The 14,099-nt window shown below is 62.0% G+C and carries 9 protein-coding genes; 8 read left to right on the top strand and 1 reads right to left on the bottom strand.

Annotated features, from left to right (window positions below):
- Window positions 1-305: 305 nt before the first annotated feature.
- The 7 genes from KO539_RS07690 (at window position 306) to KO539_RS07720 (ending at window position 9,831) form a co-directional block, all read left to right on the top strand.
- Entirely contained in the window at window positions 306-3,629 is a 3,324-nt protein-coding gene (locus KO539_RS07690) for a PAS domain-containing hybrid sensor histidine kinase/response regulator (RefSeq protein ID WP_219308220.1), read from the top strand.
- Window positions 3,630-3,699: 70 nt separating this feature from the next.
- Window positions 3,700-4,158, top strand: a complete 459-nt coding sequence (locus KO539_RS07695; protein WP_051959621.1) for a response regulator — start codon at window positions 3,700-3,702, stop codon at window positions 4,156-4,158.
- 303 nt (window positions 4,159-4,461) lie between these two features.
- Window positions 4,462-4,788 (top strand): thioredoxin TrxA, encoded by a 327-nt coding sequence (gene trxA / locus KO539_RS07700; protein ID WP_034780502.1) that lies wholly within the window; start codon window positions 4,462-4,464, stop codon window positions 4,786-4,788.
- 156 nt (window positions 4,789-4,944) lie between these two features.
- Entirely contained in the window at window positions 4,945-6,207 is a 1,263-nt protein-coding gene (gene rho, locus KO539_RS07705; RefSeq protein WP_034746249.1) for a transcription termination factor Rho, read from the top strand.
- Between the two features lie 298 nt (window positions 6,208-6,505).
- Entirely contained in the window at window positions 6,506-6,775 is a 270-nt protein-coding gene (locus tag KO539_RS07710) for a type B 50S ribosomal protein L31 (protein WP_034746247.1), read from the top strand.
- A 152-nt stretch (window positions 6,776-6,927) separates the two neighbouring features.
- Window positions 6,928-8,652, top strand: a complete 1,725-nt coding sequence (locus KO539_RS07715; protein ID WP_219308222.1) for a glycosyltransferase family 39 protein — start codon at window positions 6,928-6,930, stop codon at window positions 8,650-8,652.
- 198 nt (window positions 8,653-8,850) lie between these two features.
- A complete protein-coding gene (locus KO539_RS07720; RefSeq protein WP_219308224.1) occupies window positions 8,851-9,831 on the top strand; it encodes a choice-of-anchor A family protein in 981 nt (326 codons plus the stop codon).
- A 74-nt stretch (window positions 9,832-9,905) separates the two neighbouring features.
- On the opposite strand, the gene KO539_RS07725 is transcribed toward KO539_RS07720, so the two are convergent.
- Entirely contained in the window at window positions 9,906-11,585 is a 1,680-nt protein-coding gene (locus KO539_RS07725) for an AMP-binding protein (protein WP_219308226.1), read from the bottom strand.
- Window positions 11,586-11,717: 132 nt separating this feature from the next.
- Between KO539_RS07725 and KO539_RS07730 the strand changes: the two genes are divergently transcribed.
- Window positions 11,718-14,075 (top strand): DNA polymerase II, encoded by a 2,358-nt coding sequence (locus KO539_RS07730; RefSeq protein ID WP_219308228.1) that lies wholly within the window; start codon window positions 11,718-11,720, stop codon window positions 14,073-14,075.
- Window positions 14,076-14,099: the final 24 nt, after the last annotated feature.

The raw sequence follows: 14,099 nt of genomic DNA on the forward strand, positions 1-14,099 counted from the left end.
GATTTCGCGCAAACTTTCTCACGAATTCTCACCAAATCGCGAAAAAAACAGCCATTTCGGGGCAAAAAAAATCCCGTTTTGGCCGTTTCCGAACTTAAATACTCCGAGTAAATATTCGATGCTATAGTTGCCGCCAGAAAGCGCCGCAGGCGTTTATTTGAGCGCGCCTCATGTACTGCCAGCCTAGTCCAATCACGCCCCAGAAAGGGATGCATTTGTCGTATTGCAGCCACACGAGTTTCGGCGCACCACGCCCACGGCGCCCTGCGCTGCGCCGGCTCGCGCGTACGATGCTGGCGGCAGGCATGACGCTTTCGCTGCCGGTGCAGGCGGCGGCGCACGGCATCACGCCGGCATTGCTGTGGCCGTATGCCGCCGCCAGCGCCACCGCCCTGGCGGGACTGGCTTGCTGGCAAGCCTGGCGCCTGCGCCAGCAGTTGCGCCACCAGCCCCAACCCGCGCAGGCCCAGGCCGAACAGGATGCCGTGCAAGCCTTGCGCGGCGCCACCATGGCCGGCTGGACCTGGCGGCGCCAGTCCGACCGGCTGCAGTTCGCGCCCCAGTACCAGGACGTCCTGGGCGACAAGCATGCCAGGCTCGAACATGCACTGGCCGACTGGCTGGCCGAAGTCCACCGCGATGACCGCGCGCGCCTGAGCCTGGCCTTTCGCCAGCATCTGGACGTCCAGGCGCCTGGCACCTTCAATTGCGAATTCCGTTTGCGCCACAGCGACGGCCACTGGCGCTGGCTGCTGGCGCGCGGCGCCGTCCTGTCGCGCGCCTCGGATGGCAGCGCCACACAGGCCAGCGGCATCGTCTGCGACATCAGCGAGCGCAAGCAGGACGAGCAATCGCGCATGCGCTCGATGCTGGAAGCGGCGCCCGAAGCCATGCTGGTGGCCGATGTCGAGGGCAAGGTGCATTACGCCAACCAGATCGGCGCGCGCTGCTTCGGCTATCCGCTGGCCGAATTGATTGGCATGTCGCTGGAGCAATTGGTACCGGAAAGCACGACCAGCCACTCCGCGGGCGACCCGCAAGGACGGCACAGCCTGCCTGGCCGGGTGATGATGGCGCGCCGCCGCGACGGCACGCACTTTCCCGCCAAGGTCAGCCTGTCGCCGCTGCGCATGGCCGGGCAAGTGTTTTCCATCGTCTCGCTGCGCGACATGACGCAGCGGCAACGCGCCGAGGAAGCGCTGCACGCCAGTTCGGAACGCTACCGCTTGATCGTGCAGACGGCCGCCGAAGGCATCTGGATGACGGATGCGAACGGCAAGACCACCTTCGTCAACCCGAAGATGGCGCACATGCTCGGCTACACGGTGCAGGAAATGCTGGGCCGTCCCCTGCTCGACTTCATGGACCGCGATAGCCAGTTGCTGATGCAGCGCCGCCTGGCCAGTCACGGCAGTCAGGCCAGCCAGCCGGACCAGGTCGATTTCCGCTTCTTCCGCAAGGATCAGTCCAGCCTGTGGGGCTTGCTGTCGAGCACCAGCATCCAGTCGGACAACGGCGAGCCGGGCGGCACCCTGGCGATGATTACCGACATCACCGAGCGGCGCCAGGCGTCGATCGCGCTGTCGAACTCGAGCCAGCGCATGGCGTCCGTGTTCGGTGCCGTGACGAATGGCCTGGTGGTGCAGGACAGCCACGGTCACATCCTGGAAAGCAATGCCGCCGCCGAGCGCATGCTGGCGGCCAGTCCGGCCGGCAACAGCCTGTGGCAAGCCATCCGCGAAGACGGCTCCGCCTTCGACCAGCGCAGCCATCCCGTGCACATCACCCTGTCGACGGGCGAAGCCATGCGCGACGTGCTGATGGGCGTGCTGCAGCCTGACGGCAGCCTGTCATGGCTGTCCGTAAATACCGAGGCTATCCGCGATGAGTACGGCAAGGTGGGCATGGTGGTGGCCAGCCTGACGGACATCACGTATCACAAGCGCAGCGAGAGCGCCTTGCGCGAGCTCAATGAACATCTGGAAGAGCGCGTGGCACAGCGCACGGAACAGCTCGATCAGGCCAAGCAGGTGGCCGAAGAAGCGAGCCTGGCGAAGGGACAATTCCTGGCCAACATGAGCCATGAAATCCGCACGCCGATGAATGGCGTGATCGGCATGGCGTATCTGGCCCTCAAAACGGACCTGGAACCGCGCCAGCGCGATTACCTGGAAAAAATCCGCTTCGCCGGCGAGCACTTGCTGGGCATCATCGACGATATCCTCGACATCTCGAAAATCGAGGCGGGCAAGCTGGAAATCGAGCACGTCAACTTCAGTTTCGACCATGTCGTACAAACGCTGATGACGGTGGTGGCGCCGCGCGCCGCCGGCAAGAACCTGGAACTGCTGTTCGAGATCGACCCGCAATTGCCGGCCGTGCTCGTGGGCGACCCGCTGCGCCTGGGGCAGGTGCTGATCAACTACGCCAATAACGCCATCAAGTTCAGCGAACAGGGCAGCATTACCGTGAAAGTGCGCAGGGTGGTGGCGGACGCGAAACACTGCCTCGTGCGCTTTGAAGTGTGCGACCACGGCATCGGCCTGTCGCAGGATGAAATGAGCAAACTGTTCCAGTCCTTCCAGCAAGCCGACACCTCCACCACGCGCGAATATGGCGGCACGGGCCTGGGCCTGGCCATCTGCAAGCAGCTGGCGCAGCTGATGGGCGGCGACGTGGGCGTCGACAGCCGTCCCGGCGCCGGCAGCACCTTCTGGTTCACGGCCAACCTGGGCATTTCCGACCAGGCCGCGCCCGCCATGCTCGACAGCATGGTGCAGACGGCGGCGGCCATGCGCGCCAGCGCCGACGCGGCCCTGGTGATGCGCACGCTCAAGCATGCGCGCATCCTGCTGGTGGAAGACAATACGTTCAACCAGCAGGTGGCGCTGGAATTGCTGGAAGAAGCGGGCGCCTCCGTCTGCCTGGCCAACAATGGCGAAGAGGCGCTCGACCTGCTGCGCCAGACCCAGTTCGACTGCGTGCTGATGGACGTGCAGATGCCGCTGATGGATGGCTTGCAGGCGACGCGCCACATCCGCGCCGACCCGCAGCTGGCGCACCTGCGCGTGCTGGCCATGACGGCCACGGCCACCAGCGAAGACCGCGTGCGCTGCCTGGAGGCGGGCATGGACGATTTCATTTCCAAGCCCATCCAGCCGGCCATGATGTACCAGACCATCGCCAGCTGGCTGCCGGCGCGCGAAACGCCGCCGCCACCGGCGCGCAACCGCGCCGCGCCCGCCTTCAAGACCACGCTGGCTGGCGACCCGCAAGTGATCGACCTGTCCATCCTGGCCAAGTTGCTGGGCTACAACCCGGAAAAGGTGCGCAAGTTCGCCTTCAAGTTCCTGCAGACCACGCAAGATGGCTTTGGCGACATCGATGCGGCCCTGGCGCGCGGCGACGTGCACCAGGTACGCGAACTGGGGCACCGCATCAAGTCGTCGGCGCGCACCGTAGGCGCCCTGGGACTGGCCGAACTGTGCCACAACCTGGAAACCCTGGCGCCGGGCGAACCGGCCGACGAGGCGGAGCGGGCGCGGCGCATCGTCACGCGCCTGTGGCCCCTGCTGGAACAGATTACCGAACAAATCATGAATAACACCAGCTTTGCCAATGACGATTAGCTATCGCCAAATTGGGCTGCGGCAAGGTATCGGCATCGACAGCGATGCATATCAACAGAAAGACATGACGATGAACACTGTATCAAACCAAGCAAGCCAGGAACACAACGAAGCAGGCCTGGCGCCATTGCGCGTGCTGCTGCTGGACGACGACGTTTTCATGCTCGACGTGCTCAGCGACATGCTTGAGCAGATGGGCTCGTTCGACATCCGCTGCGAATCGCACAGCGAACAGGCGCTGTCGACCCTGAAGCAGCACCAGCCCGACCTGCTGATCTGCGACCTGTCCATGCCCGACATCGACGGCATCGAATTTTTGCGCATGGCGGCGGAAAACGGCTTCCGCGGCGGCGTGGTTCTGCTGTCGGGCCTGCATTCGGCCGTGCGCCTGGCGGCCGAACGCTTGGCCATGGCCAACGGCCTGCACATATTGGGCACCTTCCGCAAGCCGATGGAAAGCGCGGAATTGCAGCTGATGGTGAACTTGCAATTGCAGCACACGGCGCGTCAGGCCAGCGTACAAGCCTGAGCGCGCAGGCCGGCCGGGAGGGCGGACACGGCGCTGCAGGCCAGCAGGCATGCGGCTTTGCCGCCCTGCCGGCACCTGCGGCGACGATATGCCTCAAGTTTTTCTGCAATAATCGCCACGCTTTGAAAAAATGGGTTATTATTTCAGCCATCCCCGCCTGCATACCTCTGGTCGCACCTTCCAAGAACATTGAATTCGTGCCCATTGTCCCCATCTTCTCATTGCATTCCAGGAAGCATGGATGGCGAACCAGCGTATGGTTAATTCCAGGCATTATTGATCCCACCCTCATTTGAGGAAAATATGAGCGAAAATATCAAACACATTAGCGATGCATCTTTTGAAGCAGACGTCCTGAAATCCGAGTTGCCAGTACTGGTCGACTTCTGGGCGGAATGGTGCGGTCCCTGCAAGGCCATCGCCCCGATCCTGGAAGAAGTGGCCAAGGAATACGCCGGCCGCATCCAGATCGCCAAGATGGACGTGGACGCGAACCAGGCAGTACCTGCCAAGTTCGGTATCCGCGGCATCCCGACCCTGATCCTGTTCAAGGATGGTGTTGCAGCTGCTCAAAAAGTGGGCGCCATGGCCAAGGGCCAGTTGACCGCTTTCGTCGACAGCAACATTTAATGTATGATGGGCAGCGCTGCGCCCGCAGCGCCGCCTGACTGGAACCATCGGGAAGCGGCTTTGCCCTCATTCGTGCACAGCCTTCCCCAATAATTAATCAACGCCACGCAGTCCCCTCCCCTACCTTTACATCCCGTCTCGGGACACTCAACACATATGCATTTATCCGAACTAAAGGCCCTACACGTATCCGCCCTGCTTGAGATGGCGATCGGTCTTGACATTGACAACGCAGCCCGCTTGCGCAAACAGGAGCTGATGTTCGCTATCCTGAAAAAACGCGCCAAGTCCGGCGAACAGATTTTTGGCGACGGCGCCCTGGAAGTGCTGCCTGACGGCTTCGGCTTCCTGCGCTCGCCCGACGCCAGCTACATGGCGTCCACCGACGACATTTACATCTCCCCTTCGCAAATCCGCCGCTTCAATCTGCACACCGGCGATTCGATCGAAGGCGAGGTACGGACCCCGAAAGATGGCGAACGCTATTTCGCATTGGTCAAAGTCGACAAGGTCAACGGCGAATCGCCGGAGATGTCGAAACACCGCATCCTGTTTGAAAACCTGACGCCGCTGCACCCGAACGAGCCGCTGCGCCTGGAACGTGAAATGAATGGCCAGGAAAACATCACCGGCCGCATCATCGACCTGATCGCCCCGATCGGCAAAGGCCAGCGCGGCTTGCTGGTGGCCTCGCCGAAATCCGGTAAATCCGTGATCCTGCAGCACATCGCCCATGCGATCACGGCCAATCACCCGGACATCACCCTGATCGTGCTGCTGATCGACGAACGTCCGGAAGAAGTGACCGAAATGCAACGCTCCGTGCGCGGCGAAGTCGTCGCCTCGACCTTCGACGAGCCGGCCACACGCCACGTGCAAGTGGCCGAGATGGTGCTGGAAAAAGCCAAGCGCCTGGTCGAAATGAAAAAAGACGTGGTGATTCTGCTCGACTCGATCACCCGCCTGGCGCGCGCCTACAACACCGTCATCCCTGCCTCGGGCAAGGTCCTGACCGGTGGTGTCGACGCGAACGCGCTGCAACGTCCAAAACGCTTCTTCGGCGCCGCGCGCAATATCGAAGAAGGCGGCTCGCTGACCATCATCGCCACGGCGCTGATCGAAACGGGCTCGCGCATGGATGACGTGATCTTTGAAGAATTCAAGGGTACCGGCAACATGGAAGTGCATCTGGAACGCCGTCTGGCCGAAAAACGCGTCTACCCGGCAATCAACCTGAACAAATCGGGTACCCGCCGCGAAGAACTGCTGATCAAGCCGAACGAACTGCAAAAAATCTGGATTTTGCGCAAGTTGCTGTACTCGATGGACGAGATCGAGGCGATGGAGTTCATTCTGGACAAGATGAAAGCCACGAAGAATAACGCGGAGTTCTTCGACATGATGCGCCGGGGGGGCTAAATCCGCCTGTCGTGTATCGTAGGTCGGATTAGGCCCGCAGGGCCGTAATCCGACAACATTGTTGGCGAAGAAGGTGGTGTTGTCGTCGGATTACGCGCTTGCGCGCTAATCCGACCTACGCCACCCCACGCGATCATGCAAAGCCGCTCCCTGAGCGGCTTTTTTATTGCCGGCGGCCCGAAAGCGCTATATAATCGACGGTTGCATTATTTTAAACCCTGGCAAGTGATCGGCAATCGGGTCAAGAAGCTGGACGACCGACGAAGTGCTGTTTGGCTACCAAACTAGAGAGAAGACCATGAAAGTCGATACCCATCCAGAATACCGCGAAGTTGTTTTCCACGATCTGTCGTGCGATTTCAAATTCGTCACCCGCTCGACCATCCAGACCCGCGAAAAAATCACCCACGACGGTAAAGAATACCCACTGGTGAAGATCGAGGTTTCGGCTGAATCGCACCCATTCTTCACGGGCAAGCACAAAATCGTCGATACCGCTGGTCGCGTCGAGAAGTTCCGTCAGAAGTTCGGTTCGGTTGGTTCGAAAACCGCAGTCGCAGCAGGCTGATTTTTGCCGCTTTGCGGCAAAAAAGGGCAGCTTCGGCTGCCAGAGAAAAGGCAGCCACGGCTGCCTTTTTTGTCTTTGGCCGCTTTACTTTATACTCGCGCATACCCGACGCCATTCGTCGCGTCTTGCCACTATTCTGATACCGATTATCGATGAAGCCAGTCCGCCTTCCCGCCGCTGCCACACTCGCGCTGCCACGATGGGCCTTGTTTGCGCTCGGCCTGCTGTACATCCTGCCTGGCCTGATCGGCCGCGAACCGTGGAAGAACGATGATGCCGCCAGTTTCGGCATCATGTGGACCATGGCGCATGGCGGCCTGAACGACTGGCTGTGGCCCAACGTGGCCGGTCTGTCGCTGCCCGATGAAGGCCCGCTGACCTTCTGGCTGGGCGCCATTTTCATCAAGCTGTTCGGCTGGATCGACGGCGACGTCTTCGGCGCGCGCATGTCGACCATCGGCATCTTCGTCGTCAGCACCCTGTCCGTCTGGTACACCGCCTTCAACCTGGGGCGCCGCAACGATGCCCAGCCGCTGCGCCTGGCCTTCGGCGGCCAGCCCGAGCCGGACGACTTCGGCCGCACCCTGGCCGATGCCGCCGTGCTCATCTACCTGGGCTGCCTGGGCCTGCTGCAGCACAGCCATGACATCACGGCCGAAGCGCTGTACGTGTCCTTGATGGCCTATTTGCTGTACCGCGCCGTGCGCTACATGGAAGGCCCGTCCGTGCGCAATGCGGCCCTGCTGGGCCTGGCGATGGGCGGCCTGACCCTGGCGCGCGGCTGGATCACGCCGGCGGCGCTGAGCATCGCCCTGCTGCTGTGCACCATCTTCCTGCGCCTGCCCTTGCTGCGCAGCATACGCCACCTGGCACTGGCCATCCTGATCGGCGTCGCGCTGACCCTCGTCTGGCTGCTGCCGGGTGCATGGCTGCAGCCGTACGGCCATTCGCCGCTGCAAGCGTGGATGGAATGGAATTGCCGCCAGTTCAGCGCCCCGAGCCTGAAGAGCCTGCAATATTTCTTGCGTGTCGGCATCTGGTTCTTCTGGCCCGCCTGGCCATTCGCTGCCTGGGCCGTGTATGCCTGGCGCCGCCAGCACCACGTGCTGCACATCGTCGTGCCGCTGACCTTTGTCGCCATGCTGGCCATCCTGGGCCTGTGCCATCCCGATCCGGACCCGAGCCAGTTGCTGCCCCTGTTGCCGCCACTGGCCGTGATGGCCGCGTTCGGCTTGCTGACGATGAAACGGGGCGCCATCAACGCCATCGACTGGTTCTCCGTGATGGTGCTGACCATCTGCGCCCTCGCGCTGTGGGTGTTCTGGTTCGCCATCCTGACGGGCTGGCCGCCGAAACTGTCGCATAACGCCCTGAAACTCATGCCAGGCTTCAAGCCCGAGCTGGACTTGCTGGCCTTTTTCGTGGCCGCCTGCGCCAGCGCGGGCTGGGTGGCGCTGGTGCACTGGCGCATCTCGCGCCAGCCGGCCGTGCTGTGGCGCGCCGTGGTGCTGTCGTCCGGTGGCCTGATCCTGATCTGGGTGCTGATCATGACCTTGTTCTTGCCGCCGCTGAACTACAGCAAGAGCTACGCCAGCGTGGCGCACCAGATTTCCGTCCACCTGCCGCCAGGCAGCAAGTGCATCAACAGCAACGTCGGCGCCGCCCAGCGCGCCTCGTTCGCCTACTTCGGCCACTTGCCGTTCGCCAAGGTGGGGCAACAGCAATGCGATGTGTTCTTGTTGCAAGACAGCATCAAGGTGCCTGACAGCAAGGAGCAGTTGCCCGAGCACCATGGCGCGGACTGGATCAAGCTGTGGGAAGGACGCCGCCCCACGGATGACGTAGAACGTTTCCGCCTGTACCAGCGCGTCAGGTAAGCAGCAAAAAACCGGGCCAGTCCCGGTTTTTTCATGTCCATCAGACAAACACTGGCGACAGGAAAAGTGTTGCTTTTAAATATAGTTAATTACCTAAATTGTACGAGAATTGCTTTTTAGATTATAATGATGGCTTGCGCGATGGCGGTGTCTTGCTTTCCCGCCCGATTCGTCCCCCCATTCACCATGAGATTGTCCATGAAATTATTTACTACCCGCACCTTGCCGCTCATCAGCGCCGCCCTGTTCGCCTTCTCCTTCAGCGCTTCGGCCCAGGCAACCGTGATTGACCTCGGCGTCGCCAACGGCTACTCGGCCTTTATCTTCGGCAACATCGGCAGCAGCAACGCCAGCGGCTTTACCAGCGTCGGCGGCAGCCTGGCCGCTGGCGGCAATATCTACCTGGACGGCTACAGCGTCGGCTCGAACAAGAAGCCGGGCAGCGCCGTCAATACCCTGGTCGCCGGTAACAGCCTGAACATCGGCGGCGGCACCATCAATGGTACGGGCGTGTATGGCGTGAGCAATGCCAGCGGCAGCGTGACGGCGCCATCGTGGTACCCAACGGGCACCTTCAGCAAGGGCAATGCCTCCACCCTGGACTTTGCGGCTGCCCAGCAGCAACTGACGACCCTGTCGGGCGATGTGGCCAAGCTGCAATCGAATGGCACCGTGATCTCGCAATACGGCGGCTTCAAGCTGGTCGGCGATGTCAACGCCGACGTCAACGTCTTCACCATCGCGGCGAACGACCTGCATAACCTGACCCTGGACGTATCGTCGCTGAAAAGCACGGCCAGCATCATCATCAACGGCACGGCCACCAACATCACCATGAGCGGTGGCTTCGACAATTTCGGCAGCTTCGCCGACCGTACGCTGCTGAACTTCGCCAACGCCACCACCACCAACCTGAACAACGTCGGCATCAACGGCAGCATCCTCGCACCGAACAGCGCGTTTTCCGGTTCGGGCAGCATGAACGGCACCCTGGTCGCCAATTCGGTCAGCTCGATCAATTATGGCCACGTGTCGATGAACGGCGCCGGCTTCAACACGGTGAGCGTGTCGGCCGTACCGGAACCAGGCACCTACGCCATGCTGCTGGCCGGCCTGGGCCTGCTCGCCTTCGTGCGCCGCCGCACGCCAGCGCGCGCACCACAAGCCGCGATGGCTTAAGCTTTACGCTGAATCAATGCAAGACACCGGGCCGCGCGAGCGTCCCGGTGTTTTTTTATGCGCTGACGAAAAATTTATTCCACGCTCAAGCCCAGATCCGTCGCCACCTGCTTGCGCAACAGGTATTTCTGGATCTTGCCCGTCACCGTCATGGGGAATTCCTCGACGAAACGCACATAGCGAGGAATCTTGTAATAGGCGATCTGCCCATCGCAAAAGGCGCGGATGTCGTCGCTGGTCGCCTGTGTGCCCGGACGCAGGATGATGCAGGCGCATAGCTCTTCGCCATACTTGGCATCGGGCACGCCCACGCATTGCACGTCGAGCACGCTCGGGTGGCGGTACAGGAATTCCTCGACTTCGCGCGGATAGATGTTTTCGCCGCCGCGTATCACCATGTCCTTCGAGCGCCCGACGATGCTGCAAAAGCCGTAGTCGTCGATGACGGCCAGGTCGCCCGTGTGCATCCAGCGCGCCGCATCGATCGCTTCGCTGGTCTTTTCCGGGTCGCCCCAATAGCCCTGCATCACGGAATAGCCGCGCGTGAGCAATTCGCCCTTTTCGCCGCGCGGCACGATGCGCCCTTCCGCATCGACGATTTTCACTTCCAGGTGCGGGTGGACCCTGCCGATGGACGACACGCGCATTTCGCGCGGATCCTCGATCGCCGTCTGGAAACTGACGGGCGACGTTTCCGTCATGCCATACGCAATCGTGATTTCCGCCATGTGCATCAATTCGATGACACGCGTCATGACTTCCATCGGGCAGGGCGAACCGGCCATGATGCCGGTGCGCAACTGGGACAGATCATATTGCTTGAAGTCAGGATGGTCGAGGATGGCGATGAACATCGTCGGCACGCCGTGCAGCCCCGTGCAGCGTTCGGCCTGCACGGTTTCCAGCACGGCTTTCGGGTCAAATCCTTCGCCGGGAAACACCATGGCCGCGCCATGCGTGACGCAGGCCAGGTTGCCCAGCACCATGCCGAAGCAGTGGTACAGGGGCACGGGGATGCACAAGCGGTCCTGTTCGGTGAGGCGCATGGCTTCGCCGATGAAAAAGCCGTTGTTCAGGATATTGTGATGCGTCAAGGTGGCGCCTTTCGGCGCGCCCGTGGTGCCGGACGTGAACTGAATGTTGACGGCGTCGTCAAACTGCAAGCCAGCGCTCACTTCTTCCAGGTGCGCCAGGTCGGCGTCGGCAATGCCATCCATCAGGGCGTCGAAGTTGTGCATGCCCGGCGTGGCGTCCGTGCCCAGGCGGATGACGTGGCGCAATTGCGGCAGGCGCGGCGACTGCAGGGCGCCCGCGCGCGAACGGGCGATTTCCGGCACCACGTCCTGCACGATGGCCAGGTAATCGCTGGACTTGAAGCTGGGCGACAGGATCAGCGCGCTGCATTGCACCTTGTCGAGCACGTATTCGAGTTCCGAGCGCCGGTAGGCGGGGTTGATGTTGACCATGATCAAGCCGGCTTTCGCCGTGGCAAACTGCGTCAGCACCCATTCGGCGCAGTTTTGCGACCAGATGCCGACCCGGTCGCCCGGCTGCAAGCCCAGTTTCAGCAAGCCGGCAGCCAGGCGGTGCACGCGTTGCTGGAACTCACGATACGTCCAGCGCACGTTCTGGTGCGCCACGATCAGGGCGTCGTGCTGGCCGTAGCGGACGGCAATGCCGTCCAGGTAGGCACCTATCGTTTCGCCGATCAACGGCGTCTCGTGGGCGCCGTGTACATAACTCATTGCTTGCATGCTGTCTCCAGGGTGTGTGGCGCGACGCGCTCTTGTTATCGTCTTCGATGCAGAAAATTATAGCCGCAACCGCCCCCGCCCTGCGCAGCTTGCTGTAATGTGCAGGCCAGTACACCAGACACTCACGGCACCATGACAGGCACCACGCAGCACCCGCTCGAACAGGGCTTCATCCTGACCCGCCACTGGCGCGACACGCGCGACGGCACGGAAGTCGATTTCTGGCTGGCAACGGATGCCGGACCCCGCCACGTGCGCCTGCCCGTGCAAACGGCCGTCGCCTTCCTCCCCATGGAGCAGCAGGAACAGGCGCAACAGCTGCTGCGCGGCGAGCGCCACGCGGAGCTGCGTCCCCTGTCGCTGTGCGATTTTCATCACCGCCCCGTGCTGGGGCTGTACTGCAAGCAATACCGGCATTTGCTGAAGCTGGAAAAGCAGCTGCGCGCCCACGGCGTCGACGTGTACGAAGCCGACATCCGCCCGCCCGAGCGCTACCTGATGGAGCGTTTCATCACGGCACCGGTGACCTTCAGCGGAGAAACGGAAGTGCAGCTGAAACCGGCACCCGGCTATCGCCCCACATTACAACTGGTGTCGCTCGATATCGAGACGACGGCGCATGGCGAGCTGTATTCGCTGGCCCTGGAAGGCTGCGGCCAGCGCCAGGTCTACATGCTGGGGCCGCCAAACGGCGGCGATGACGCCCTGGATTTCGACCTCGAATACTGCGATAGCCGCGCACAGATCCTCGAACGCCTGAACACGTGGATGGAACGCCACGACCCTGACGCCATCATCGGCTGGAACCTGGTGCAGTTCGACTTGCGCGTGCTGCGCCAGCACGCCGAACGCTACCAGGTTCCCTTGAAGCTGGGACGCGGCGGCGCCGTGATGGAATGGCGCGAACACGGCGGCAAGCAAGAACACTATTTTGCGGCCGCCGCAGGGCGCCTCATCATCGACGGCATCGAAGCCTTGAAATCGGCGACGTGGAATTTTTCCTCGTTCAGCCTGGAAAACGTGGCGCAAACGCTCTTGGGCGAAGGCAAGTCCATCGACAATCCCTACCAGCGCATGGCCGAGATCGACCGGCGTTTTCGCGAAGACAAACCGGCGCTGGCCCGCTACAACCTCAAGGATTGCGAGCTGGTCACGCGCATCTTCGCCAAGACCGAGCTGCTGACCTTCTTGCTGGAACGGGCCAGCGTGACGGGCCTGGCGGCCGACCGCAGCGGCGGCTCCGTGGCCGCCTTCGAACATCTATATTTGCCGCTGATGCACCGGCAAGGCTACGTGGCGCCCAACCTGGGAGACGTGTCCGGCGAAAACAGCCCCGGCGGCTTCGTCATGGATTCGCAGTCGGGCTTGTACGACTCCGTGCTGGTGCTCGACTACAAAAGCCTGTACCCGTCCATCATCCGCACCTTCCTGATCGACCCCGTGGGCCTGGTGGTGGGCACCAGCGGCGATGAAGCCGATACCGTGCCCGGCTACCGGGGCGCGCAGTTCTCGCGTGTGAAACATTGCCTGCCGGCCATCGTGGAACAGGTGTGGCAAGGCCGCGAGACGGCCAAGCGCGAGCGCAATGCACCGCTGTCGCAAGCGTTAAAAATCATCATGAACGCGTTTTATGGTGTGCTGGGTTCCAGCGGCTGCCGCTTTTTCGATCCGCGCCTGGCCTCGTCGATCACCCTGCGCGGCCACGACATCATGCACCGCACACGAGAATTGATCACCGGGCAGGGTTATCAGGTGATTTATGGCGACACGGATTCCACCTTCGTGTGGCTGAAGACGGCGCATACGGACGAGGAAGCGGGCAAGATCGGCCGCGCACTGGTGGCGCATGTGAATGCCTGGTGGAATACCTATCTGCGCGATGAATTCGGCCTGGACAATGCGCTGGAGCTGGAATTCGAGACGCATTACCGGCGTTTCCTGATGCCCACCATCCGCGGCTCGGAAGAAGGCAGCAAGAAGCGCTACGCGGGCCTGGTGGGCAAGCCGGACGGCAGCGAGGACATGGTCTACAAGGGCCTGGAAACCGTGCGCAGCGACTGGACGCCGCTGGCGCAACAATTCCAGCAGGATTTGTACCGGCGCATCTTCCAGCGCGCCGCCTACCAGGATTATGTGCGCGACTACGTGGCGCGCACCGTGCGCGGCGAATTCGACGCTTTATTGGTCTACCGCAAACGCCTGCGCCGTCCGCTCGACGACTACCAGCGCAACGTACCGCCCCATGTGCGCGCGGCGCGCACGGCCGACGCCTACAACCTGGCGCAGGGACGGCCGCTGCAATACCAGAACGGCGGCTGGATCAGCTATGTCATCACGGTGGCGGGGCCCGAACCGCTGGAAACGCAGCGCTCGCCCATCGACTACCACCATTACCTGACGCGCCAGCTGCAACCGGTGGCCGACGCGATTCTGCCCTTCCTGGGCGACGATTTTTCACGGCTTGTGTCCGGCCAGCAGGATTTGTTTTAGATCAATTCTGCTTACCTGCGCGGC

The organism is Janthinobacterium sp. NKUCC06_STL (genome assembly GCF_019345455.1).
GTDB lineage: Bacteria > Pseudomonadota > Gammaproteobacteria > Burkholderiales > Burkholderiaceae_D > Janthinobacterium > Janthinobacterium rivuli.